Genomic DNA, 23,644 nt, shown 5'->3' with positions numbered 1-23,644 from the left:
GGTGCTTTGTCGCAAAAAGGTGTTACGTCCTAGTTCCCTGGTGCACAAGCAAACCTGAGAAACCTTTGCGTAGCGGACTTTTGCGCGACGATCGGGTTTCCTGCCCCCATGATCGACTTCGTTGGTGACGAGCACGACACCGGGCCCCCGGGCCGCCGCAATCCCGCATCGACCCTCCTGAAGAACCTTCGCCACGACCTCCCGGCTTCGGTCGTCGTCTTCCTCGTGGCGGTCCCGCTCTCGCTCGGCGTCGCACACGCCGCCGGAGCCCCCTTGCTCGCCGGACTCATCTCCGCCGTCGTCGGCGGAGTCGTCGCGAGCCTCTTCGGCGCCTCCGCCCTGCAAGTCAGCGGTCCTTCCGCCGCGCTGACCATCGTCATCGCGGAGACCATCTCGACCTTCGGCTGGGCGGCCACCTGCGCGATGACCGCCGCGGCGGGTGTGGTCCAGATCGTGTTCGGCGTCTGCCGCGTCGCACGCGCCACGCTGGTGATCTCGCCTGCCATCGTGCACGGCCTGCTCGCCGGGATCGGGTTGATCCTCGTCCTCGGCCAGTTGCACGTCGTGCTCGGTGGCACGCCTCGGAGTTCCGCGATCGAGAACGTCCTCGCGCTGCCGGGCCGGATCGTCGGGCACCACGACCAGGCCGCGCTGATCGGTGTCGTCACCGTCGGCGTCCTGCTGGCGTGGACCAGGATGCCGGCTTCGGTGCGCCGCGTCCCCGGTCCGCTCGCCGCCGTCGCGCTCGCGACCGGCCTTTCCGTCGCGGCCGGGATGGACCTGCCGCGCGTCGACCTCCCGAACGGCTTGCCGGGGCTGGGTTTCGTCCCCGAGGTGCCGTCCGGATCCTTGGCGGCGATCATCGCCGCCGTCCTCTCCATCGCGCTCATCGCCAGCTTGGAGAGCCTGCTTTCCGCCGTCGCCATCGACAAACTGCGAGAAGGGCCGCGCACCGACCTCAACCGCGAACTGATCGGACAGGGCCTGGCGAACGCCGCGGCCGGTTCGCTCGGCGGATTCCCGGTCACCGGCGTCGTCGTGCGCACCATGACCAACTTCGAAGCGGGCGCCCGGACCAGGATGTCGGCGATCCTGCACAGCGCCTGGATCCTCGGCTGCTGCCTGTTCCTGGCGGGCGCGCTGCGGCTGATCCCGCTCGCCGCGCTCGCCGGTCTCCTCGTCTACGTCGGCGCCAAACTGGTCAACCTCACCAATCTTCGTGAGGTTCGCCGCCACGGCGACCTGCCGGTCTACCTCGCGACCCTGCTCGGCGCGGTCGCCGTCAACCTGCTCACCGGTGTCGCCGCGGGGATCGTGGTGGCGCTCGCGCTGATGCTGCGCCGGACGCTGTTCTCCGGGATCCACGTCGAACCGGACGGTCCGCGGACCCGCGTCGTCATCGAAGGCGCGCTCACTTTCCTTTCCGTGCCAAGGCTCACGAGCGTGCTGGCCGCAGTCCCCGGGCGTTCCGAGGTGACGCTGGAACTGTTCGTCGACTACCTCGACCACGCCGCTTTCGACTGCCTGCGCGGCTGGCAGCGCGCATACGAACGCGCCGGGGGCACCGTGGTCGTCGACGAGATCGGGCATCCGTGGTTCGGCCGCGGCAAGGCGGGCGTGCCGACCGTGCGCCGCGGCGTCGCGTCACGGGTGGTGCCGCGCTGGCTCGCGCCATGGTCGCAATGGCAGGCCGAACACCTCGAACTGCCGAGCCAGCGCGGCGGCAGCGTCCCGTTGTGCCGTGGTGCTTCGGAATTCCAGCGGCGGACGGCGCCGCTGCTGCGGAGCACCTGGGACGGGCTGGCGAGCGGGCAGCGGCCGCATACCTTGTTCATCACCTGCGGCGACGCGCGGATCGTGCCGAACCTCATCACCACCAGTGGCCCGGGAGACCTGTTCACCGTGCGGAACATCGGAAACCTCGTCCCGCACGCCGGTGCCGACGCGGATTTCTCCGTGGGGGCGGCGATCGAGTACGCCGTCGGGCTGCTGCGGGTGCGGGAAGTGGTGGTGTGCGGGCATTCCGGCTGCGGCGCGATGAAGGCGCTGCTCGGGGACGCGCCCGACGGGCTCACGCAGCTCGCCGGCTGGCTACGCCACGGCGAGGAAACCTTGCGGCGCAGGGAAAGGGAGGGACCGGTGCTGCTCGACGGTGCCCGTCCCGCGCACGAAAGTGATCAGCTCGCCCTGCACAACGTGGTGCAGCAACTGGAAAACCTGCGCTCGTATCCGGTCGTCGACGCGGCGCTGGCGCGTGGCGAACTCCGGCTCACGGGTATGTACTTCGACGTCGGCGAGGCGAACGTGTCCCTGCTCGACGAGGTGCCGCGGTCGTTCACCTCGGCCACGACCCCGGTCGGCTCTTAGCCTCCGGAAGTCCGTGAAGGCCTCCTTGAGGGACCCAGGGTCCCTCAAGGAGGCCTTCACGGACATCGGTCGAGTTGGCCGGGCGGCCGACCGATACATCCCAGGATTCGGGAGTACGTAAGGCTTTTCGCAACGCGGAGGACATCTCCGGGCAACAAGCCGGACCGAAAGTGGGCCACGCCACCCGACGGTAGGGTGATATTCACTCGATCAGGTGGTGCATATCGGACAATTCACCAGTTACCTGGTGATCATGATGGTGATCATCAAAAAACCTCTCGCCGTGCTCCGGCACGACCTGCCCGCCTCGCTGGTGGTGTTCCTCGTCGCCGTGCCGCTTTCACTCGGGATCGCTCTCGCGTCGGGGGCGCCGATCGTCGCGGGGTTGATCGCCGCCGTGGTGGGAGGTGTGGTCGCCGGAGCCCTCGGCGGCTCCCCGCTTCAGGTCAGTGGTCCGGCGGCCGGGTTGACGGTGATCATGGCCGAAACCATCGCGACCTTCGGCTGGGCGACCACCTGCGCGATCACCGTCGCCGCGGGCGCGCTCCAGATCCTGCTCGGGCTGAGCCGCATCGCCCGCGCGGCGCTCGCGATCTCGCCTGCCATCGTCCACGGCATGCTCGCCGGTATCGGCGTCACGATCGTCCTCGGCCAGCTCCATGTCGTACTGGGCGGAACGGCCCAGAGCTCGGCGCTCAAGAACATCGCCGAACTGCCGGCGCAGATCGTCGGCCACCACGACACCGCCGCGTTGATCGGCGTGCTCACCATCGGGATCCTGCTGCTGTGGCCTCGGCTTCCCGCGTCCGTCCGCAAGGTGCCCGGTCCGCTCGCCGCGATCGCGCTGGTGACCGTGCTGTCCGTCGCCACCGGGATGACCCTGCCCCGCGTCGACCTGCCGGGTGACCTGCTCAACATCCGCTTCGCGCCCGAATTCCCGGACGCGGGCTGGGGCGCGTTCGCTGTCGCGGTCATCACCATCGCGCTGATCGCCAGCGTGGAAAGCCTCCTGTCGGCCGTCGCCGTCGACAAGATGCACACCGGACCGCGGTCGAACCTCGACCGCGAACTGATCGGACAAGGCGCCGCGAACATGACCTCCGGCGCGCTGGGCGGGCTTCCGGTCACCGGCGTGATCGTCCGCAGCTCCACCAACGTCGTCGCCGGCGCCCGCACCCGGGTGTCCGCGATTCTGCACGGCGTCTGGATCCTGGTGTTCGTCGCCGTGTTCGCCGGGCTGATCCAGAACATCCCGCTCGCGGCGCTGGCGGGACTGCTCGTCCACGTCGGCGCGAAACTGGTCAACCCCGGCCATATGAAGCAGGTCCTCAAACACGGTGATCTGGGGCTGTACGTGGTGACACTCGCCGGTGTCGTCGTCTTCGACCTGCTCACCGGCGTGCTGCTCGGTATCGCGCTTTCGGTGCTGCTGATGCTGCGGCGCACCGTGTGGTCCGGGATTCACGCCGAACGCGACGGTGGCGAATGGCGCGTCGTCGTCGAAGGTGTCCTGACGTTCCTCTCGGTGCCGAGGCTCAGCCGCGTGCTCGCGACCGTGCCCGACGGCGCGAAGGTGACCCTGGAGTTGGTCGTCGACTACCTCGACCATGCCGCTTTCGAGAGTCTTTCGAACTGGCAGCAGGCGCACGAACGCTCCGGTGGGCAGGTGACCGTCGACGAGATCGGGCATCCGTGGTTCGCCAACGGCAAATCCGGCGATCCCACGCTGACCAGGACGGCCGCGATGCGTTCGGTGCCGCGGTTCCTCGCGCCGTGGTCCGACTGGCAGGCGAAGGACGTCGAGGTGCCCGGACAGCGCGGCGGGCCGACACTGCGCGGGGCGACCGAGTTCCAGCGGCGCACGGCCGCGCTCATGCAACCCGCGCTCAGCAAGCTGGCAGGCGGCCAGTCGCCGCACACCCTGTTCATCACCTGCGGCGACGCGCGGATCGTGCCGAACATGATCACCACGAGCGGCCCCGGTGACCTGTTCACCGTCCGCAACATCGGCAACCTGGTGCCCGCCCGCCGGGCCGACCCGTCGATGGGTGCCACCGTCGAGTTCGCCGTCGGCGTGCTGAAGGTGCGCGAGATCGTGGTCTGCGGGCACTCCGGCTGCGGCGCGATGCAGGCGCTGGCCACCGGCGCCCCCGACGGCGCGCCGATGCTGGCGTCCTGGTTGCGGCACGCCGAGCCGAGCGCGCGTCGCGACGTCCCGGTGACCCTCGACGGCGAACGCCCGGACAGGCACGTCGACCGGCTGGCGCTACAGAACGTGCTTCAGCAGCTGGAGCACCTGCGCCACTATCCGCTGATCGCCGAGGCGGAGGCACGCGGCGAACTGCACCTGACCGGGATGTACTTCGACGTCGGGGCGGCGCAGGTCTACCTGTCGGACGACGAGAGCCCGGCGTTCACGCCGGTCGGCGCCGTCGCCGCCGTACCCGAACAGGGGAGCTGACGGTCCCGTTCAGCCTCCCTGTAGACCGACCCACTACATTCATCGCACGTGAGCATGCTGGTCATGACCGGCACCGGTACGGGTGTCGGCAAGACGATCTCCACCGCCGCCATCGCCGCGCTGGCCGCCGGTCAGGGCCAACGCGTCGCCGTGCTGAAACCGGCGCAGACCGGGGTCGGCCCGGACGAGCCGGGTGATCTCGACGACGTGCTCCGGCTCGCCGGCCCGGTCACCACCCGTGAGCTGCGGAGATACCCGGATCCGCTGTCGCCGGAGGCGGCGGCCAGGCTCTCGGGACTGCCGACGCTCGGCCCGAGTGAGATCGCCGCCGCGGCGAGCGACCTCGACGGCGAACACGACCTCACCCTCATCGAGGGCGCGGGCGGCCTGCTGGTCCGGTTCGACGCCGCCGGGGCCACGCTGGCCGACGTCGCGTGGTCACTCGGTGCGCTGGTCATCCTCGTGGCCGAGGCCGGGCTGGGCACGCTCAACGCGACCGCGCTGACCGCCGAGGTCGCGACCAAACGCGGACTCACCGTGGCCGGGGTGATCATCGGCTCGTGGCCGGAGGAGCCGGATCTGGCGGCGGTGTCGAACCTGCGTGACCTGACGGTCGCCGCCGGTGCCCCGCTGCTGGGCGTGCTGCCCGCCGGGCTGGGCACGGCCACTCCCGAGGAGTTCGCGGACCAGGCCAGGGCAGGCCTCTCGCCGTGGTTCGGCGGGGAGTTCGACCCGGAATGCTTCGTCGGCCAGGCGTCGGCCCAGAAGTGACCTGCGTCGCTGTGGCCGAGGCGCCCGGTCGTGCACGATGATGTGCCTTTGCTTCACCGCCCCACCCCGAACAGGAGCCGCCCCGTGACCACAGCCCCGGAGACCGTCGACATCCTCGCCGTGGCGCGCGACCAGGTCCTCGAGCGTGGTGTCGGACTCGCCGAAGAGCAGATCCTCGAAGTCCTGCGGCTCGACGACGACCACCTGACCGACCTGCTGGCGCTGGCCCACGAGGTCCGGATGCGCTGGTGCGGCCCCGAGGTCGAGGTCGAGGGCATCATCAGCCTCAAGACCGGCGGCTGCCCCGAAGACTGCCACTTCTGCTCGCAGTCCGGTCGGTTCCCGACGCCAGTGCGTTCGGCCTGGCTGGACATCCCCGGCCTGGTCAAGGCCGCCCGCCAGACCGCGGAGACCGGCGCGACCGAGTTCTGCATCGTCGCCGCCGTCCGCGGCCCCGACAAGCGGCTGCTCTCGCAGGTCCGCGAGGGGATCAAGGCCATCCGTGAGGACGGCAACGACATCCAGATCGCCTGCTCGCTCGGCATGCTCACGCAGGAGCAGGTCGACGAGCTCGTCGAGATGGGCGTGCACCGCTACAACCACAACCTGGAGACCGCGCGGTCTCATTTCGCGAACGTCGTCACCACACACACGTGGGAAGAGCGCTGGGAGACCCTGCGCATGATCCGCGAGGCGGGCATGGAGGTCTGCTGCGGCGGCATCATCGGCATGGGGGAGAGCATCGAGCAGCGCGCCGAGTTCGCCGCGCAACTGGCCGAGCTGAACCCCGACGAGTGCACGATGAACTTCCTCATCCCGCAGCCGGGTACGCCGTACGAGGGATACGAGATCGTCGAGGGCAAGGACGCGCTGCGCACCGTGGCCGCGTTCCGGCTGGCGATGCCCCGCCCGCTGCTCCGCTTCTCCGGCGGCCGTGAGCTGACCTTCGGCGACCTCGGCACCAAACAGGGCATGCTCGGCGGCATCAACGCGATCATCGTCGGCAACTACCTGACCAACCTCGGCCGTCCGGCCACCGCGGACCTGGAGATGCTCGACGAGCTGAAGATGCCGGTGAAGGCGATCAGTGACGTCCTCTGACCCGCCCGCGTTCTGCGTCCACTGTGGACAGCCGTCCGACGGTGGCGCGGAACACCCCGCTTGTCACAACCCGAGAACGGCACTCGAACCGCCGCGCTACTGCACGTACTGCGCGCGGCGGATGGTCGTCCAGATCACCCCGGTGGGCTGGACGGCCAAGTGCAGCCGTCATGGTGAACTCGCCGGCTGACCACCCGCCCGCTATTCGTCATCCGGTTGCGGTAGTTGCACGCGCAACTACCGCAACCGGATGACGAATAGCGGGAGATGCGCGGCGGGTCGCGTGCGCTGGGGGCGTCATTGGTTACGCTCTGCACAAGCAGTTCGAGGGAGGAGTCCGGGGTTGGGCGAGACGACCGGTAAACCGGCGCACCTGTCTTCCAGCGTGCCCGACCCCTGGTCGGTGCCCGTGCTGCCGAGGCCGCGCCGCCCGTTCCCCAAGGTCGTCGTCAAGGCCGATCTGCTGCCGGCGGTGAGCGTCCTGTCCACGGCGGGACTGCTCGGCTTCCCGCTGGCCTGGCTGTGGGCGCGGCTCGCGCCACCCCAGCGGATGCGGGTGATCAACGACCGCGGCGGCCTCGCCCCGCTGGAACTGGAGAGCTGGCACCGCTTCGACGACCTGGCCGTCTACGGTTTCCTGGCGCTCGGCGCCGGGCTGCTGATCGGCATCGTGACCTGGATGCTGCGGGAGCGCCGCGGCCCGGTCGTGCTGATCGCCGCGACCGGCGGCGCGACCCTCGCGGGCTGGCTGGGGACGACGATGGGGGTCGCGTTCGCCAACGGCCGCTACGAGATCGCCTCGACGCCCGCCGTCGGCGACGTCATCGCGAAGGCGCCGCAGATCGAATCCCCGTGGATCATGCTCGCCGCGCCGCTGATGACCACGCTGGTCTACACGCTGCTGACCGCGTGGAACGGACGGGAAGACCTGGGTCGCCGTCTCGGCTGACGAATTTCCTCTAGGGTGGGCGGCAACTTCTCTAGGGGGCTTACTCTTGACCGACGACATCGAGGTTTCCCGGCACAACGCCGTCCGCTTCCCGGGCATCAGCCCGCGCGCCTACGAACACCCCGTCGACCGCGGCGCCTTGGCCACCTTGCGCGCGGTTCCCGGATTCGCGCAGGTCGTGAAGGCGGTTTCCGGTTTCTACGCCGAACGCGGCGAGCGGCTCATGGCGCTCGCGTCCGGAATCCGGGTCGGGCCGACGCAGTATCCGGAGCTGGACAAGCTGCGCAACGAATGCGCCGAGACACTCGACCTCGACCGCGTGCCGAACCTGTTCGTCGCCCGCAGCCCCGAGGTCAACGCGCAGACGATCGGCATGGACGAGCCGTTCATCGTGCTCAACACCGCGGCCGTCGAGGCGATGGACCTCGCGTCGCTGCGATTCGTGATCGGGCACGAGATGGGGCACGTGCTGTCCGGGCACGCGGTGTACCGCACGATCCTGCTGCGGCTGATCAATCTCCAGATGTCGATGTCGTGGACGCCGGTGAGCGCGATCGGCATCCGCGTCGTCATCGCTGCGCTGCGCGAGTGGTACCGCAAGGCCGAACTGTCCTGCGACCGCGCCGGACTGCTGTGCTCGCAGGACCCGACGGCGGCGCTGCGCTCGCAGATCCTCGTCGCGGGCGGGATCGACCCGTCGAAGATCGACATCCCGGCCTTCCTGAAGCAGGCGGCGGAATACGAGTCGGTCGAGGACATCCGCGACAGCTACCTGAAGCTGCGCTACGTCGAGACGATGTCGCATCCGCTGGCCGTCGTGCGCGCCGCGCAACTGCAGAAGTGGGCCGCGTCGGAGGACTACCGGGGGATCCTGGCCGGCGAGTACCCGCGCCGCGACGCGGACGCGCCGTCGTCCACCTGGACCGACGACCTGAAATCGGCCGCGAAGTCGTACAAGGATTCCTGGAACAGCTCGGCCGACCCGCTGACGAAGGTGTTCAGTGACGTCGGCGAGGCGGTGTCCGGTGCGGCGGGCAAGGTATGGAGCAAGTTCGGCGGGGGCAACGGTCCGGACGAGGAGTCGGCGCCGGAGTCGGGTAAGTAGCGTCTAGCGCGTGCTATGAAAGGTCCCTTCATTGCAAATTTTGCAATGAAGGGACCTTTCATAGCGCTTGAGGGGGGCTCAGTTCAGGTTCGACGGGCGGGTGTACTCGCCGAGTTCCCCCGGCGGCATCGGGACCGCGCCGAGAGTGCTGAGGAACCCGGCCTCCCGCGTCAGCAGCCGGCACGCGATCCGCAGCCGTCGCAGCGGGTTGGTCTCCTCCAGCAGGCGCTGCCGGTCCTCCAGCGGGAGCAGACAGTCCGCGGTGAGCCGGTAGGCGAGGGCCGCGATGTCGCCGTCCTCGGGCGGGGTGGTCCAGTCGTCGGCGTCCCAGGCGGATTCGCAGTAGCGCCGGTGCGCGGCCTTCGCGACGTCGGCGAGCCTGTTCACGGTGTCGCCGGGCACCGTCGCGACCTGGTCGTCGGGCACCCATTCGACCGAGCCGATCAGGTACGGCGCGGAAACGCGGTCGATCTCGAGCAGCCGGAACCGGCGCCGCGCGGTGGTGACGACGTCGAATCTGCCGTCCGGCAGCCGTTTCGCCTCGCGCAGCACCGTGCTGCAGCCGACTTCGTGGACGTGCTCCGGCCCGCTGACCTCCCGGACCATCGCCGAACGCAGCGCGACCACCCCGAACTCGCGGTCCGGGACGACCTCGCCGACGAGGTCCGCCATCAGCTGCCGGTACCGCGGTTCGAAGATGTGCAACGGGAGGTGTGTTCCGGGCAGAAGCACGGTCTGTAGCGGGAACAGCGGCAAGATCGCCTTCCCGGTGGACTCCTCGCTCGGCTCGGTCACCCGTTCAAGGTACGGGGACCGCGAGGACTTCGCAGGACGGTCACTTCCGGGCGGGCGGGCGGAACACCGCGAACGGGTCGGTGATCTGCATCCCCTTGCCCGCGAAGGAGAAGAGCGCCGCCGGGCGGCCGCCGCTGCGACCCGGCGGGGCGGTGTGCCCGGTGGGCAGGAGCAGTCCGCGCCGGGACAGCACACGCTGCAGGTTCGTCGCGGACACCCGGTAACCCAGCGCAGCCGAGTACAGCCCCCGCAACGCCGATACGGTGAACTCTTCCGGGGCGAGCGCGAACCCGAGATTCGTGTAGCAGAGCTTCGAGCGGAGCCGGTCCCGCGCGCGCAGCACGATGGACTCGTGGTCGAACGCCGTCCGCGGCAGCGCGGAGACGTCGTGCCATTCGGTGTCTTCCGGGATCTCGGGGTCCACATCGGACGGTACGAGGCCGAGGAACGCCGTCGCGACGACGCGCGGGCCCGGCACCCGGTCCGGCGCGCTGAAGACCGCCAATTGCTCCACATGCTTCAACTGGCGTACGTCGACCTTCTCCGCGAGCTGCCGCCGGATGGACGCCTCGACGTCTTCATCCGGGCGAAGCCTTCCGCCGGGAAGAGACCAGCGGCCCAGATGGGGATCGAGCGCGCGCCGCCACAGCAGGACCCGGAGTGTGTCCGAGCGCACTTGCAGGACCGCTCCCAAAACCTCGTGGGCGAGGGGGGTCTGGGTGTTAAGATGACTTCGCACGGTTTTCGATTATAAGGCGAAAACCGGAGACAGGTCCAGGAGGGCCAGAACGATGACGAGCACCCTGCACAACGACCTGACCCCGTACGGCGGAGTTGTCGCCGACGCCGCTTGGGCGGAGGAGGTGCGGAGCCTCGCTCGCAAGCGCGACGCCGTCCTGCTCGCGCACAACTACCAGGTCCCCGAGATCCAGGACATCGCCGACTTCACCGGCGATTCCCTCGCGCTCAGCCGCATCGCGGCGAGCAGCGACGCGTCCACCATCGTCTTCTGCGGCGTGCACTTCATGGCCGAGACGGCGAAGATCCTGGCGCCGGAGAAGACGGTCCTGATCCCGGACGCGCGAGCGGGCTGCTCGCTCGCGGACTCGATCACCGGAGACCAGCTGCGCGCCTGGAAGGCCGAGCACCCCGGCGCCGTCGTCGTCTCGTACGTGAACACCACGGCCGAGGTCAAGGCGGAGACCGACATCTGCTGCACCTCGTCGAACGCCGTCGACGTGGTCGCCTCCATCCCCGCTGACCAGGAGGTTCTGTTCCTGCCGGACCAGTTCCTCGGAGCACACGTCAAGCGGGTGACCGGCCGGGAGAACATGCACATCTGGGCGGGCGAGTGCCACGTGCACGCCGGGATCAACGGCGCGGAGCTGGCCGAGCGGGCCGCGGAGAACCCGGACGCAGACCTGTTCATCCACCCGGAATGCGGCTGCGCGACGTCGGCGCTGTACCTGGCGGGCGAGGGCGCGGTCGCGCCCGAGCGGGTCAAGATCCTCTCGACCGGCGACATGGTCCACGCCGCCCGTGACACCAAGGCGAAGTCGGTGCTCGTGGCCACCGAGATCGGGATGATCCACCAGCTGCGCAAGGCCGCGCCGGAGATCGACTTCCGCGCCGTGAACGACCGGGCCTCCTGCCGGTACATGAAGATGATCACGCCCGCCGCCCTGCTGCGGTCGCTGCGCGAGGGCGCCGACGAGGTGCACGTCGACGTCGAGACCGCCGCCCGTGCCCGCGCTTCCGTGCGGCGCATGATCGAGATCGGGCAGCCTGGCGGCGGAGAATGACCGACCCGGTTACCGCCCTTCAGGCGAAAACCCACCCGGCGTGGGAGGCCGCCGCCGATCTCGTGGTGATCGGCAGCGGGGTCGCCGGGCTCACCGCCGCGCTGCGCGCACGGGAGCTCGGGCTGCACGTCCTGGTGGTCACCAAGGCGGCGGTCTCCGACGGGAACACCCGCTGGGCGCAGGGCGGGATCGCGGTCGTGCTGGAGGGTGAGCACGAGCGAGGCGACTCGGTCGGCGAACACGCCGCCGACACGCTCACCGCGGGCGCCGGGCTCTGCGACGAGAGCGCGGTCGGTTCGATCATCGCCGGTGGCCCGGCCGCGGTGGCCAGGTTGCGGGCGGAGGGCGCCCGCTTCGACCCGGCCGTCGAAGGTCGTGACGAACTGGCGCGCACGCGCGAAGGTGGCCACAGCGCGTTCCGCGTCATCCACGCCGGTGGCGACGCGACCGGCGCGGAGGTCGAGCGGACGCTGGTCGCGAAGGCCGGTGACCGGCGGATCCCGGTGCTGGAGCACCACATCGCCGTCGACGCGATCCGGACACCCGCGGGCGAGGTCGTCGGCGTGACCGTCCTGGACCACAACGGTGTGCCCGGTGTCGTCCGGGCGCAGGCGGTGCTGCTGGCCAGCGGCGGGCTGGGGCAGCTCTACCAGGCGACGTCGAATCCGGAGATCGCCACCGGGGACGGGCTCGCGCTCGCGTTGCGCGCGGGGGCGCAGGTCGCGGACGTCGAGTTCGTCCAGTTCCACCCGACGGTCCTGTTCACGCCCGGCGCGCGCGGCCGCCTCCCGCTGGTCACCGAGGCGGTGCGCGGGGAGGGCGCGACCCTGCACGACGCGACGGGCGCCTCCGTCATGCGCGGAGTGCATCCGCTCGGCGATCTCGCGCCCCGCGACGTCGTGTCGGCGGCGATCACGCGCCGCATGGTGCGGGCGCCCGGCGGTATCGACGACCACGTTTTCCTCGACGCGACAGGGATCTCCGGGTTCGCCAAGCGATTCCCGACCGTGCACGCCGCGTGCACGGCGATCGGGCTGGATCCGGCGAAGGACCCGATCCCGGTCACGCCGGCGGCGCATTTCGCCTGCGGTGGTGTGGTGACCACTGTGGACGGACGGTCGAGCGTCCGTGGTCTCTACGCGGCGGGCGAGGTCGCGAGGACCGGCCTGCACGGCGCGAATCGCCTGGCCTCCAACAGTTTGCTCGAAGGACTCGTCGTCGGGCAGCGGGTGGCGGAAGCGGTCGCCATCGATCTCGCCGCCGGCTTGCTGGCCGACCCGCGCCGCGGTGTGCTTTTGCCCCCGTCGAAGGTCGCGGTGGCCGACCGTGACGCGCTGCAGTGCGCGATGAGCCGCTACGCCGCGATCGGCCGCGACGCCGAAGGGCTTTCGGTCGTCGGTTCGGTGCTGGATCTTTCGGTGATCGAGAGTCCTTTGTGGACTCCTCGGATCGTGGAGGACGCGGCGCTCACCTTGGTGGCGGAGGCCTTGGTCGCGGCGGCCGCGCGCCGGACGGAATCCCGCGGCTGCCACGTGCGGACCGATTTCCCCGAACGCGACGACGACGTCTGGCAACGCGGCCAGCTCATCCGGCTCAGCCCGTCCGGGCAGCCGGTGCTGGCCGATCCGATCGCTTTGGAGGGTGTGGCATGAGCGAATTCTCCCCGTGGGTCATCAAGGCGCTGGCCGATCACGGTCTCGACGTCCCCGATGTGCACCGTGTCGTCACCACGGCCTTGGCCGAGGATCTGCGGTACGGGCCCGACGCGACGACGAATGCCACCGTGCCCGAGTCCGCGACCGCGCTGGCCGAACTCACGCCGAGGACGGCGGGTGTGGTCGCTGGGATCCCGGTGGCGCTGGCGGTGTTCGACGTCGTGCTCGGTTCGGAGCTGGAGATCCTGGCCGCCCGCGACGACGGCGACCGGCTGACCGCCGGCGAACCCGCGCTGGTGCTCCGCGGTCCGGTGCGTGGCCTGCTCACGGCCGAACGCACCGCGTTGAACCTGCTGTGTCACCTGTCCGGCATCGCCTCCGCGACCGCCGCCTGGGTGAACGCCCTGGAGGGGACAGGCTGCCGGGTCAGGGATTCGCGCAAGACGCTGCCCGGGCTGCGGTTGCTGGAGAAGTACGCGGTCCGCGCGGGCGGCGGGGTGAACCACCGGCTCGGCCTCGGTGACGCCGTGCTGATCAAGGACAACCACGTGGTCGCGGCCGGTTCGGTGACCGCGGCGCTCGCCGCCGTCCGCGAGCACGCGCCCGAACTGCACTGCGAGGTCGAGGTCGACGACCTCGACCAGTTGGAAGAGGCGCTCGCCGCGGGAGCCGACGAGGTGCTGCTGGACAACTTCACGCCCGACGAATGCGCGAAGGCCGTCGACAGGCGCGACGAGGTTTCGCCGAAGACCCGGCTGGAATCCTCGGGCGGCTTGCGGCTGGACGTGGCGCGGGCGTACGCGGAGTCCGGTGTGGACTTCTTGGCCGTCGGCGCGCTCACCCATTCCTCACCCGCGCTCGACCTCGGGATGGACCTGCGCTGATCCCCGGCAGTAGGATTCCCTTGTGTGACAAGGGAATCCTGGAGGAATGGTGGGCTATGCCGGTAAAACTGCCGTCGCGGGATGCGTCGCTTTCATGGCATCGCTCGGCATCGGAGTCCCGGCGACGGCGGTCGCCGAGCAGTGCGCGAATCCGACGGGCACCTACACCGCTGCCGTTCCGTGGGGGCAGCGGCTGATCGACCCCGTGCGGATCTGGCCGCTGTCGCGCGGCACCGGCCAGCTGGTCGCGGTGATCGGCACCGGGGTCGACGGCGGCAACGGCCAGTTCGCGCCCGGTCAGCTCGCCGGCGGCCAGGGCACCGCGGCCGACGACTGCGACGGCCGGGGCACGATCGCCGCCGGGATCGTCGGCGCGCAACCGGATCCGTCCACGACGTTCACCGGGATCGCGCCCGGCGCCAAGATCCTCCCGATCCGCTACACGCAGGTGAACGGCGGCGGCGATCCCGGGCAACTCGCGTCCGCCATCGAAACCGCGCTGAACCGCGGCGCCGGGATCATCCTGATCGCCGTCCCCGCGGCCGCCGACAGTCCCGCGCTGACCGGCGCCGTCTCGCGTGCGAGGGAGAAAGGCGCGCTGATCATCTCTCCCGCCGCGGGGACACAGCAGGGCCAGACGTCCTACCCGACCGCGACGCCAGGGGTGCTCGCCGTGGGGTCGACGAACCAGACCGGTGCGGCGGTGCAGACGGAATCCGGTTCCTACGTGGGGATTTCCGCGCCCGGTGCCGAACTGGTCAGCACCTCCGCCGGCGCGGGCGGGACGGTGGCGCACCGGTGGCCGGTGAGCGACCCGAGCTTGGCCGCCGCGCATGTCGCGGGTGTCGCCGCGCTCGTGCGCGCGTATCACCCGGAGCTGTCGCCGGAGCAGGTCGTCGCCCGGCTGACGCTGACCGCGCACCGTGGTCCGGGTGGTGGTCACGATCCCCGGCGGGGCTGGGGCGCGATCGACGCCTACGCCGCCGTTTCCGCCTCGATCCCGGCCGGTACGCCCGGCCCGGGAGGACCGCCGAGCGTCGCTCCGGACACCTTCGTCGTCCCCGCCGCCGCGCCCGCCCGAGCCAACGCGGACAAGGTTTCCGGTGTTCTCGCCATCGCCGGGGTGGCCGCCGCCATCGCGGCGGGCGTGGTGGTGGCCGCGGTCCGGCGGGGCAAACGCCGGGGCTGGAAGCCGTCACGGTTCCGCGCCTCGTGAGCGGCAGCGGTGTACTGGGGGACACCGCCACCGCTCACGAGGTCTTCGCGACCCCCTGGGTTTAGGGGACGGGTACGCAGGCCGTCGAGCCCACGATGGCCACGCCGTCGCCGACGCGGGAGACATGCACGTTGAAGTCGGCGCCGTCGCGGCTGAACTGCGCGATCAGCTCACGCGGGTTGCTGCGGTCGCGTGTCCGCCAGCCCTGGTTTTCCATCAGGGGCAGGACGACGTCGACGAGGGTGCGGACCGCGTCGGACGCGTCGTCCACACGGAGGCCGTACTGCCAGCACAGCGACCGGCCCGGCTGAGTCGGGTCGCAGTCCAGTTCGCCTTCCACGGTGCGCTCCGCGGCGGTGCCGAAGGTGCCCGCGACGCCGTCGATGACCGCAGCCAAGTCCTCGGCCAGTGGGTCGAGCACGGTGTTCGTGGTGATCATGACAAACCCTTCACAAGCCTCGTCCCACGCCTTCGATGGCCATCTCGCGCAGCGAGCCGCCGGTGAAGCCTTCGTGCGTGACCGCGCCGCCGGTGATCACACCGTAGATGTTGTTCCACGAATCGGAACCCGGCTTGAGAACACCGCTGTGGGAATCGAAGCCCCACTGCAGGTCACCGTTCGCGTCGCGGCCGGTTTCCAGTTCGACGACGCCGGGGAAGCGGTCGGGGTCCGCTCCGTGCCCGGCGCCGAGCCATTCGAAGAGGCCCGCGTTGCCCTGCGCGACCACGATCGGGTCGAAGGGGGCCGTCATGGAGTATCGCTGCACACCGGACTGGCTGGCCGGGAGGTCGTCCGGGCTCCAGATCCCGTGGCCCATACCCGCGGACTCGACGTGCAGCACCTGATCGGCCCTGAGCCCGAGCTGCTCCGCGAGCCCCACGGTCGCGCCGCCGTAGCTGTGCCCGACGGCGGTGACCACGACACCCGGGCCGGCGTGGCTGTCGATCTGGCCGCGCAGTTCGTCGCCGAACGCCTTGAGATCGGGCGCCATGGTCTGCGCGTAATGCGAGGCAGGCCCTTCGGTGATGACGTTCTGCGGGAAGACCCCGTCGGCCCAGACCACCATCGCGGTCCGCCCGGTGGCGTCCGCGGCGACCAGGCTCTTGCCAAGGTCGGCGTAGCTCTGGAAGTTGTCGAACGAGGTGTTGACGCCGGGGACGAACAACCCGACGTTGCGGGTGCCCGGTTCGATCCGGCCGACCAGTTCGGCGATCCGCCCGTTGCCGGAAGGGTCGAACCGCAGGATCTGCCGGTCGTTGGCGAGGATGTCCTCGTACAACGCGATCCGGGTGCGCGCGTTCGCGATGTCGTCGGCTTTTCCGCCGTGTGCCAGGAGATTCGCGAGCCGCTCACGTTCGGAGGTCAGCGCGTCGGTGACCTTCGTGCGGTTCTCGGCGATCGCGGTCGCCCAGGTTCCGGTGTCGGCCGCGCCGCCGACGCCCGCCGGATTCCCCGCCTTGGGCAACGGGTTCTCCGGCATGAGTGCCCGGTACGAAGCGGCGACCTGGACGTCGGCGCGCCGGTAACCGCCCGCCGCGGACGTGAGTCCTTGATGGATCACCGTCGCCCTGGTGATCCGGCCGTCGAGTTTGCCCGCGACGTCCTTGATCGTCTTGGTGTACGTCGCCGATGCCGCGCCGGAAGCGGAAACCTGGCCGAACGCGGCGGCGGGAACGTTCTCACCCGCCAGCGCGGTCTGCGCGGTCTTGAGCACTCCGGCACGCTGTTCGAGTTCCGCCGCCGCCGCTTCGAGCCTGGTGGGGGCGACTCGGTAACCGCCCGCACTGGATGCCATCACCGAGCCGCCTCTCCTGGTCGGAAAAGATCAGTACTGTTCGGGTTCTTCGCCGAGTACGGCGGGAGCGACCGGGGACGACTGACCCCAGACGTTCTCGGTCTCCACGAGCCACGGCGGGATGCGCCGTCCGGAACCCATGTCGCCGCCCGCGCCCATGCCCATCGGCATCATGGGCATCATCGGCATCGCGCCCTTGGCCGCCGCCGCGCCCGCCGCACCGGCGGCCCCGCCGGCGAGCCCGCTCATCGCGCTGCCCGAGCCGCCGTCGCCCGCCAGACCGGAGAACGCGGCCGGCACCTCGCCGGGACCTGAGACCCCGCCGCCACCGATCGCGCCGCCGTCCAGCGAAGGCGCGCCGCCACCGCCGATCGGGATGCCGCCACCGGCCCCGCCCGCGGTCGCGCCCGCCCCACCGGCGCCGCCACCGCCGAGCTCGCCGTCCTTCTTCTCGTCCTTGGGGTTCTTGCCGTTGGCCCAGCCCGGCACCCGCGGCATGATCGAGCCGAACCGGCCGAACGCGGCGGCCGAGGCCGCGGCGAGACCGGCGGTGAACATGTCGCCGAACAGCGGGTTCGACTTGGGGACCTGGCCCGGCTGGCCGGTGGTGGGCGGCGTGGAACCGTCAGAAGGCAGCGGATGCGTGTTGTCGCCCGGCACGACACCCACACCGGGTGTTCCGCCGATGTTGTTGCCGACCGAGCCACCAGGGGCGGTGCCGCCACCGGTGACCGGCGGCGGGGTGACGGCGTTCGGCGAGGCCGGAATGGACTCTTCCGCCGTCGAGTACTCGCCCGCGAGCTGGGTCATCACCACGATCGCCTTGCCGTGCGCCGCGCTGGCCGCGCCCGCGGCCTGCTGCTGCGCTTCGACGTTCGCGATGGCCTGCTGCCGTTGCTGCGCGGCGTTGATGATCGTCGCCTGCGACGAATCCGGCGGCAGCAGCGGCGGATTGACGGCCAGCGCGAGGTCGGCGGGCGCGACGTCGGGCACCGCTACCGGCGGCGGCATCTCCTTCTTGGCCTTCACCAGCGCGTCCGCCGCGTCTTCGAGGAGGTTGTTCATCGCGTGCGCGGTCTGGGCGACCTTGCGGATGCCGCCGACCAGGTCGGTGATCATCGTGTGGTACTTGTCGGCGGCGCCGCCGGTCCAGCTGCCGGAGAAGTCCTTCAGCTCACCGGTCAGGTTCTCGGCCTGTTCGAACAGGCCGGAGCCGGTGGACTGCCATTTGTGGGCCGCGTGACGCGCCGTGTTCGGATCACCCGACTGCAGCATCGCGTAGAGCTGCTGATGCGAGTACGCGGCGAAGTTCGTGTGCGCGGTCTCGGTCATCCCTTGTTCCCCCCGCCGTTCGAGCCGCTGTTACCGCCCAGCACACCCCCGAGGACGTTGAGCAGCGGATCGAGCAACCCGGTCTGCTGACTCGAGTGGTTCATGTCGCCCGCCACCGAATCGTCGGCCGCCGCGTAGCCGTCGGCAACGGTCGTGGTGACGTCCTGCGCGAAGGTGATCGCGCCCTTGACCTGGTCCAGCAGCCCCTGCATCTCGGCGACGGCCGCCTGGTGCGCCTTGTTGAGTGAACCCGCCTCCCCGAACTCGCCGAACAGCAGCGGCTGTTCGCTCAGGGTCAGCAGGAAGTCGTTCGGCTTGGACATCGCGTGGATCTGGGTCTCCAGTTCCCGCACGAAGTCCTTCAGCGATTCCAGATGGACGTAGTACGACTGGTCTTGCATTGATCCCGGCTCTCTCGTGAACGGCCACGCCGACAAGGGGACGACAACGCGCAAAGCCGGCCGGCCGGTGCCGAGGGGGTGAAAGCACCGGCCGGCCGACGGATGGGGATCAGCCGGCGAACAGGCCCTGGTTGCGGTTCTCCAGGCTGTGCTGGAGATCGTGGGCGTCGCCGACCTTGCCACCGAACTGCGCGATGATCGCCACGATGTCCGCGGTGGCCTGGCGCAGGCGGGTTTCAGACGCACGGGCCGCTTCACCGGCGGAGCTGCCGGAGGCGTACCAGGTCTGGGTGATCGGCTGCAGGTTCGTGTGCAGCTGTTCGAGCTGGGACGTGAGCGCCTTGGCCTTGGCGGCCAGCGAGGCCGAGCTGTGCTGCAGCGCGGCGAAGTTGATTTCGACGACGTCAGCCATGATTGGTGGTCCTCTCGCGGATCAGGGGTTGAGCCGGTGGAACACGGTCTGGTCGACGGTTCCACTGACCCCGGTCAGGCTTTCCCGGACCTGCTCGTCACCCGAGTTGTAGTTCCGGTTGCTCTCGTGCACGAGGCGCGACATCGTGTTGAGCTCGTTCACGGCGATGGTCATCTTCTCCTGCAGACGGCGCTGCAGATCCCAGAACGCGACCGCCTGGTCACCCTTGTAGTTGTGCAGGGTCTGGGTCAGCTCGCTCTCCAAGCTGGCCATCGTGGTCTTGGCGTTCGACGCGGTTTCCTCGAACCCCTGGACGGCGCGCGCCATCGCAGCTGCGTCTGCCTGATATCCCGTACCGGTCATTGATGGGCCACCTCCTCTCATCTCGCTGGAAATCCCGGTGAGCACCAGGGGACGCCCTGTCTGCTCTTGTGAAGGACACGCTAGAAAACAGGGGAGTCCGGTCAAACGGCACAACTGCCGGTCGCGGTGACGGCACTATTACCCACAGGTCGTCGGTAGGGCCTTCCCCACCATCGATCAGGGGGAGTACTCCAGTGCCCGGACCGGCGCCTCCCGGCACCCTCGAATCCATGGTGGACAAGGGTTCCAGGACGGTACTGCATCGGCCGCTGATGATCTTGGCGGCGGCGATGGCGGTGCTCGGGGTGATCGCGCTCGGCGGTCTCGTTTTCGACGATCGCAGCCTCGTCAACGCACCCATCTGGCTCAAACCGCTCAAGTTCACGATTTCCGTGGGGCTCTACGCGGTGACCCTTGCCTGGCTGATCGGGCAGCTCACGCGGGGCAAACGGCTCGGCTGGTGGCTCGGGACGGTGTTCGCGGTCGGCCTTGGCATGGACATGGCGCTGCTGTTCTGGCAGGTCATCGTCCGCGGCAGGACACTCCACTTCAACCAGGCGACCCCGGCCGACCAGTGGATCAACAACATGGTCGCGAACGGTGCCTTCGCCGGATGGGGAGCGACGGCGGCCATCGCGGTTCTCCTGCTGTTCCAACGTCTTCCCGACCGGGCGATGAACTCCGCGTTGCGTGCGGGTGCCGCGTTGTCCGTCGCCGGCATCGGGATCGCGCTGCTGATGTTCGGGCCGAACGAACAGCAGCTGGCCCAGTTCCGCTCCGGCGAACGGCCGTCGATCGTCGGTGCCCACGCGGTCGGCGTGCCCGACGGCGGCCCGGGGTTGCCGGTGCTGGGCTGGAGCACCGTGGGCGGGGACCTGCGGATCCCGCATTTCTTCGGCATCCACGCGATCCAGGTGCTGCCGCTGGTCGCTTTCGGGCTGCTCAAGCTCGCCAGGCGGTATCCGGTGCTCGAATCGGAGTTCGTGCGGCGGAATCTGGTCCGGACCGCTTCGGTGGGCTTCGCGGGGCTGCTGGTGCTGCTCACCTGGCAGGCTCAGCGCGGGCAGTCCATCGTGCACCCCGATTTCTGGACGCTGGTCGCGGGCGCGGGGATCATCGCCGTCGTGGCCGCCGGGTCGGCGCTTTCGCTCCGGACGAGGCGGCCGATGCATCAGCTGCGGTGAGCCTCCGCGAAGTCCAGTCGGGACTTCCTTCGGGATCAGCTGGTTTCGGGTGGGCCGGGCGGGAGCGCGCCGGTGTCCACTTTGGATGGTCGGGCGCTTTCTGGCGGAGACCGACGAACTCGAAGCCGTGCGCCTCCGCGGAGGAGAGCGCCAAGGCAACGGAGATCTGGCGGGCAAGCGAGGGGAACGCGAGATGGTCGTGAGTGGTAGGGACGGTTATTGAGGGGGAAGGCAAAGGTGGCGGGTCGCGAAAGCCACTTTCGCGACGCCTGAGGTCCCGAAAGTGGCTTTCGCGACACGGTCGCCCCGCGTCCGCGAGCGAATCCCCGCGACCCGACACCTTTGCCTTTCTCCTCAAATAGAACCCGGAACGCCACTCGCGACCGGCTCGGCCGCGTAGTGGTGTCAGACTCCCGCGGTGGTGCGGATCCAGTCGCGGCTCGCCGCGACGCTGGCGTAGTTCTGGGTGCCCTGCGGGTTCGTGCCGGAGTTGCTGCCGGTCGAGCAGACACCGACCTGGACGCCGTTCGAAAGCTGCGGGCCGCCGGAGTCGCCGTGCCAGGCCGAACCGTTGACGCCGACGCTGGCGATGGCCTGTCCGCCATACGCGTCGCTACTGGTGCCGGTGATGCGGACGTTGGCCGTCTTCAGGACGCTCGACGGCGGGTTGTCGCCCTGCGTGCGCCCCCAGCCGTAGATCTGGTTCGTGGTGCCGTTGGCCGGGTTCGCGGTGCCGAGTTTCATGTACGTCGCGCTGACCGCGGTGGTGAGGTGCAGCAGAGCGATGTCGCCGCTCGGGGCCGCCTTCTGCTGGTCGACGTCGGCCTCGGTGCCCTGGTTCAGGTTGACGTCGCCGACCTTGACGTGCATGCCGGGCTTGTTGAGGCAGTGCTTCGCGGTGAGGACCCACTGCGGGGCGATGATCGTGCCGGAGCAGTTGAAGCCGCCGAACGCGGTGGCGTCGTCCCAGTAGATCTGGGCGCCCCACGGCGCGGAACTCACGGTGCCGCCGCCGATGATGTCCTGGCCCGCGTTCGCGGCGGGGGTGGCGGCAAGGGTCAGCGCCGCGGCGGCGCTCGCCACCGTTGCGACGATTTTGGACATACGCATGAATACGCCCTTCGGCCTGCGTCGGGGAGTTCGCTTCGAGTTGAAACGGTTTCACCAAGTTAGGCGGCGGTAAGGGTTTTTGTAACCTACCGAAGTCGGTAGGCGTTGCGAGGAAAGTATTGGGCCGTCCGGGTGGCCTTGGGAAAAGCGAGTTCCGTGCGAATTTCAGAATTGGGTGGATACTGCCCTTTGCCGTGGACGTCCGATGTATCCGAATTCCCGGACGTGGCCCGCCTGCCGGTGTCTAAGGTGTTCGCGTGACGACAGTGATCGTGCTGAACGGCGGCTCCAGTTCGGGTAAGTCCGGGATCGCCAGATGCCTGCAGGCGGTGTTGCCGGATCCATGGCTCACCCTCGGCGTGGATACCTTGATCGACGCCATGCCGTCCACGGTGGACGACGGGATCGGCTTCGCCGCGGACGGTGGGGTGAGTGTCGGATCCGGTTTCCGGCGGCTCGAGAACGCGTGGATGACCGGTGTCGCGGCAATGGTCCGGGCCGGGGCCCGGGTCATCATCGACGACGCGTTCCTCGGTGGGCCCGCGTCGCAGCAGCGGTGGCGTGACGCGTTGGACGGACTCGCCGTCCTGTGGGTCGGGGTCCGGTGTGACGGCGTCGTGGCCGCCGGGCGGGAGATGGCGCGTGGGGATCGGGTCACGGGGATGGCGGAGGCGCAAGCAGAAGTCGTGCATCGAGGCGTGGTTTACGACTTCGAAGTGGACACTGGAGCGAACGAAGCCTTGGCCTGCGCGCGGGAGATCGCCGCACGGGTCGAGTGATTTCGTGGGGCGAGGCCGGGCTCCTTGCGGGTGGTGACCTGCCTGGGTGTCAACCGAAGCCGGGGGAGTGTGATGCCGCCGCGAGCGCAGCGCAACGTGGCGGCCACGTTTGTTCCGCACTCGTGTGCGAACTCCAAAGTGGACGAAGCCGTTACGGCCATGACTGAGCCACGAAGGCGCCTCCTGAGGAGCCTTCGTCGAAGTCGGGCGGCATGCTTTATTGACTGGTAAGGCAAAGATGGTGTAGCTGAGCCTCCGATGAAGGGCTTCTTGGGGCACCGCATTTGCTTACTCACTACTCGGGGCTCGCGCTCTGAGATCCCCCCTTGGTCGTCGTGTGGCCTTAGGCGTGACACGCGTGATTGGACGCGGAACTCGCGTGATTGGACGCGGAACTCACGGCGGACCCGGTCACGGGCGAGATCGGCCTCCAATCACGCGAGTTCCGCCTTCAATCACGCGAGTTCCGCGTTTAAACACGCGAGTTCCGCCTTCAATCACGCGCGACGTCCATCGACCTGGTGGTGACATCACCTCACGACCCACCCGCCAACCCGCAGGTCAGACGTAGGCACACAAATGAAGGGCTTCTTCGATGGCTTCAAGGTAGGTAGGAGGCCTTCGTGGCCAGGCTCTGGATTGGCCACGGGAGCCGGCCGCGCCTTGACCATCCTTAAGGGACACTGTTGCCTGACAGGTGTCCCTTAAGGATGGTCAAGAGCGCGCCAGTCTCCTTGGCGACCCCGCTCACGCCACCGACTCGATCACACCACCTTTGCCTTACCCCTCTTCAGAAGGGTGGGGTGTCGTTTTCTGGTTCGGGTCGTGGGTGGTGGAGTGGTTCGGGTGTGGTGGTGTAGGTGCGGCCGGTGGGGGTGGTGATGGTCATGCCGCCGTTGCCGGTGGGTTCGGCGCTCCAGCCGGGTTCTTCTTTGAGGAGGTTGTGGATTTTGCAGGTGGCGTGGCAGTTGTGGTGGTCGGTGCCGCCGTTGCGGGCCCAGGTGGTGATGTGGTCGATTTCGGAGAATTCGGCGGGGCGGTGGCAGCCGGGGTGGGTGCATTCGCGGTCGCGGGCTTTGATCAGGCGGGCGAGTGAGGCCGGGGAGCGGTAGGTGCCGGGGCTGGCTTCGAGGAGTTGCCCGGTGGTGGGGTCGGTGATCA

The 23,644-nt window shown here is 69.4% G+C and carries 23 protein-coding genes; 13 read left to right on the top strand and 10 right to left on the bottom strand.

Annotation, left to right across the window (positions count from 1 at the left end; translation table 11 throughout):
- Positions 1–108 precede the first annotated feature (108 nt).
- The 7 genes from DL991_RS30970 to DL991_RS30940 all read left to right on the top strand — a co-directional run bounded on the left by DL991_RS30970 (position 109) and on the right by DL991_RS30940 (position 8,754).
- Positions 109–2,367 (top strand): bifunctional SulP family inorganic anion transporter/carbonic anhydrase, encoded by a 2,259-nt coding sequence (locus tag DL991_RS30970; protein ID WP_125787902.1) that lies wholly within the window; start codon positions 109–111, stop codon positions 2,365–2,367.
- Between the two features lie 256 nt (positions 2,368–2,623).
- Complete coding sequence (locus DL991_RS30965) at positions 2,624–4,828, top strand: bifunctional SulP family inorganic anion transporter/carbonic anhydrase (protein ID WP_125787960.1); 2,205 nt, start codon at positions 2,624–2,626, stop codon at positions 4,826–4,828.
- A 48-nt stretch (positions 4,829–4,876) separates the two neighbouring features.
- The gene (gene bioD, locus DL991_RS30960) at positions 4,877–5,599 is read left to right on the top strand and encodes a dethiobiotin synthase (protein ID WP_125787901.1); all 723 of its coding nucleotides are present in this window, start codon (positions 4,877–4,879) and stop codon (positions 5,597–5,599) included.
- Positions 5,600–5,683: 84 nt separating this feature from the next.
- Positions 5,684–6,700 (top strand): biotin synthase BioB, encoded by a 1,017-nt coding sequence (bioB, locus tag DL991_RS30955; protein ID WP_125787900.1) that lies wholly within the window; start codon positions 5,684–5,686, stop codon positions 6,698–6,700.
- Entirely contained in the window at positions 6,687–6,890 is a 204-nt protein-coding gene (locus DL991_RS30950) for a hypothetical protein (RefSeq protein ID WP_125787899.1), read from the top strand. The genes bioB and DL991_RS30950 overlap by 14 nt, the downstream gene beginning before the upstream one ends.
- Before the next feature lie 153 nt (positions 6,891–7,043).
- Entirely contained in the window at positions 7,044–7,649 is a 606-nt protein-coding gene (locus DL991_RS30945) for a DUF2567 domain-containing protein (RefSeq protein WP_125787898.1), read from the top strand.
- A 46-nt stretch (positions 7,650–7,695) separates the two neighbouring features.
- Positions 7,696–8,754: a M48 family metallopeptidase gene (locus DL991_RS30940; RefSeq protein WP_125787897.1), complete on the top strand. Its 1,059-nt coding sequence runs from the start codon at positions 7,696–7,698 to the stop codon at positions 8,752–8,754.
- 78 nt (positions 8,755–8,832) lie between these two features.
- Here DL991_RS30940 and DL991_RS30935 read toward each other — a convergent pair whose 3' ends face one another.
- Positions 8,833–9,549 carry an LON peptidase substrate-binding domain-containing protein gene (locus DL991_RS30935; protein ID WP_125787896.1) on the bottom strand — a complete coding sequence of 239 codons (717 nt, stop codon included), beginning with the start codon at positions 9,547–9,549 and terminating at the stop codon, positions 8,833–8,835.
- Positions 9,550–9,589: 40 nt separating this feature from the next.
- On the bottom strand, positions 9,590–10,225 hold the full coding sequence (locus DL991_RS30930; protein WP_125787895.1) for an NUDIX domain-containing protein: 636 nt from the start codon (positions 10,223–10,225) through the stop codon (positions 9,590–9,592).
- 115 nt (positions 10,226–10,340) lie between these two features.
- Here DL991_RS30930 and nadA point away from each other — a divergent pair, with 115 nt between their 5' ends.
- The 4 genes from nadA to DL991_RS30910 are packed head-to-tail and all read left to right on the top strand — an operon-like array spanning position 10,341 to position 15,106.
- Positions 10,341–11,351, top strand: coding sequence for a quinolinate synthase NadA (gene nadA / locus DL991_RS30925; RefSeq protein ID WP_125787894.1), 1,011 nt, complete (start codon positions 10,341–10,343; stop codon positions 11,349–11,351).
- Positions 11,348–13,003, top strand: a complete 1,656-nt coding sequence (locus DL991_RS30920) for an L-aspartate oxidase (protein WP_125787893.1) — start codon at positions 11,348–11,350, stop codon at positions 13,001–13,003. The genes nadA and DL991_RS30920 overlap by 4 nt, the downstream gene beginning before the upstream one ends.
- Positions 13,000–13,890, top strand: coding sequence for a carboxylating nicotinate-nucleotide diphosphorylase (gene nadC, locus DL991_RS30915; protein ID WP_125787892.1), 891 nt, complete (start codon positions 13,000–13,002; stop codon positions 13,888–13,890). The genes DL991_RS30920 and nadC overlap by 4 nt, the downstream gene beginning before the upstream one ends.
- Positions 13,891–13,936: 46 nt before the next feature.
- Positions 13,937–15,106 carry a S8 family serine peptidase gene (locus tag DL991_RS30910; protein WP_125787891.1) on the top strand — a complete coding sequence of 390 codons (1,170 nt, stop codon included), beginning with the start codon at positions 13,937–13,939 and terminating at the stop codon, positions 15,104–15,106.
- Between the two features lie 61 nt (positions 15,107–15,167).
- On the opposite strand, the gene DL991_RS30905 is transcribed toward DL991_RS30910, so the two are convergent.
- The 6 genes from DL991_RS30905 to DL991_RS30880 all read right to left on the bottom strand — a co-directional run bounded on the left by DL991_RS30905 (position 15,168) and on the right by DL991_RS30880 (position 19,410).
- The gene (locus tag DL991_RS30905) at positions 15,168–15,545 is read right to left on the bottom strand and encodes a hypothetical protein (protein ID WP_125787890.1); all 378 of its coding nucleotides are present in this window, start codon (positions 15,543–15,545) and stop codon (positions 15,168–15,170) included.
- Between the two features lie 10 nt (positions 15,546–15,555).
- Positions 15,556–16,902: an alpha/beta hydrolase gene (locus DL991_RS30900; RefSeq protein ID WP_125787889.1), complete on the bottom strand. Its 1,347-nt coding sequence runs from the start codon at positions 16,900–16,902 to the stop codon at positions 15,556–15,558.
- Positions 16,903–16,932: 30 nt separating this feature from the next.
- Complete coding sequence (locus DL991_RS30895) at positions 16,933–18,234, bottom strand: WXG100 family type VII secretion target (protein ID WP_125787888.1); 1,302 nt, start codon at positions 18,232–18,234, stop codon at positions 16,933–16,935.
- The gene (locus DL991_RS30890; protein ID WP_038510253.1) at positions 18,231–18,635 is read right to left on the bottom strand and encodes a hypothetical protein; all 405 of its coding nucleotides are present in this window, start codon (positions 18,633–18,635) and stop codon (positions 18,231–18,233) included. The genes DL991_RS30895 and DL991_RS30890 overlap by 4 nt, the downstream gene beginning before the upstream one ends.
- Positions 18,636–18,744: 109 nt before the next feature.
- Positions 18,745–19,047 (bottom strand): hypothetical protein, encoded by a 303-nt coding sequence (locus DL991_RS30885; protein WP_005155348.1) that lies wholly within the window; start codon positions 19,045–19,047, stop codon positions 18,745–18,747.
- Positions 19,048–19,068: 21 nt separating this feature from the next.
- The gene (locus DL991_RS30880) at positions 19,069–19,410 is read right to left on the bottom strand and encodes a WXG100 family type VII secretion target (RefSeq protein ID WP_125787887.1); all 342 of its coding nucleotides are present in this window, start codon (positions 19,408–19,410) and stop codon (positions 19,069–19,071) included.
- Between the two features lie 230 nt (positions 19,411–19,640).
- Between DL991_RS30880 and DL991_RS30875 the strand changes: the two genes are divergently transcribed.
- Complete coding sequence (locus DL991_RS30875; protein ID WP_125787886.1) at positions 19,641–20,594, top strand: hypothetical protein; 954 nt, start codon at positions 19,641–19,643, stop codon at positions 20,592–20,594.
- Positions 20,595–20,999: 405 nt separating this feature from the next.
- On the opposite strand, the gene DL991_RS30870 is transcribed toward DL991_RS30875, so the two are convergent.
- Positions 21,000–21,698 carry a trypsin-like serine protease gene (locus tag DL991_RS30870; RefSeq protein WP_199746803.1) on the bottom strand — a complete coding sequence of 233 codons (699 nt, stop codon included), beginning with the start codon at positions 21,696–21,698 and terminating at the stop codon, positions 21,000–21,002.
- A gap of 263 nt (positions 21,699–21,961) precedes the next feature.
- Between DL991_RS30870 and cpt the strand changes: the two genes are divergently transcribed.
- Complete coding sequence (gene cpt, locus DL991_RS30865; RefSeq protein ID WP_233599076.1) at positions 21,962–22,483, top strand: chloramphenicol phosphotransferase CPT; 522 nt, start codon at positions 21,962–21,964, stop codon at positions 22,481–22,483.
- Positions 22,484–23,273: 790 nt separating this feature from the next.
- Here cpt and DL991_RS30860 read toward each other — a convergent pair.
- Positions 23,274–23,644 (bottom strand): HNH endonuclease signature motif containing protein (locus DL991_RS30860; protein ID WP_148106373.1); only part of this gene is annotated, 371 nt, incomplete at its 5' end.

It is taken from the genome of Amycolatopsis sp. WAC 01375 (assembly GCF_003947325.1).
GTDB lineage: Bacteria > Actinomycetota > Actinomycetes > Mycobacteriales > Pseudonocardiaceae > Amycolatopsis.
The sequence above is the reverse complement of the archived record's forward strand: the minus strand, read 5'-3'. Positions and strand labels throughout refer to the sequence as shown.

Bases quoted from the DNA above. Each gene is read 5' to 3' on its own strand.
- DL991_RS30970 (WP_125787902.1), top strand. From the start codon at position 109: ATGATCGACTTCGTTGGTGACGAGCACGACACCGGGCCCCCGGGCCGC.
- DL991_RS30965 (WP_125787960.1), top strand. From the start codon at position 2,624: ATGGTGATCATCAAAAAACCTCTCGCCGTGCTCCGGCACGACCTGCCC.
- nadA (WP_125787894.1), top strand. From the start codon at position 10,341: ATGACGAGCACCCTGCACAACGACCTGACCCCGTACGGCGGAGTTGTC.
- DL991_RS30920 (WP_125787893.1), top strand. From the start codon at position 11,348: ATGACCGACCCGGTTACCGCCCTTCAGGCGAAAACCCACCCGGCGTGG.
- nadC (WP_125787892.1), top strand. From the start codon at position 13,000: ATGAGCGAATTCTCCCCGTGGGTCATCAAGGCGCTGGCCGATCACGGT.
- DL991_RS30910 (WP_125787891.1), top strand. From the start codon at position 13,937: ATGGTGGGCTATGCCGGTAAAACTGCCGTCGCGGGATGCGTCGCTTTC.
- DL991_RS30905 (WP_125787890.1), bottom strand. From the start codon at position 15,545: ATGATCACCACGAACACCGTGCTCGACCCACTGGCCGAGGACTTGGCT.
- DL991_RS30900 (WP_125787889.1), bottom strand. From the start codon at position 16,902: ATGGCATCCAGTGCGGGCGGTTACCGAGTCGCCCCCACCAGGCTCGAA.
- DL991_RS30895 (WP_125787888.1), bottom strand. From the start codon at position 18,234: ATGACCGAGACCGCGCACACGAACTTCGCCGCGTACTCGCATCAGCAG.
- DL991_RS30890 (WP_038510253.1), bottom strand. From the start codon at position 18,635: ATGCAAGACCAGTCGTACTACGTCCATCTGGAATCGCTGAAGGACTTC.
- DL991_RS30885 (WP_005155348.1), bottom strand. From the start codon at position 19,047: ATGGCTGACGTCGTCGAAATCAACTTCGCCGCGCTGCAGCACAGCTCG.
- DL991_RS30880 (WP_125787887.1), bottom strand. From the start codon at position 19,410: ATGACCGGTACGGGATATCAGGCAGACGCAGCTGCGATGGCGCGCGCC.
- DL991_RS30875 (WP_125787886.1), top strand. From the start codon at position 19,641: ATGGTGGACAAGGGTTCCAGGACGGTACTGCATCGGCCGCTGATGATC.
- DL991_RS30870 (WP_199746803.1), bottom strand. From the start codon at position 21,698: ATGTCCAAAATCGTCGCAACGGTGGCGAGCGCCGCCGCGGCGCTGACC.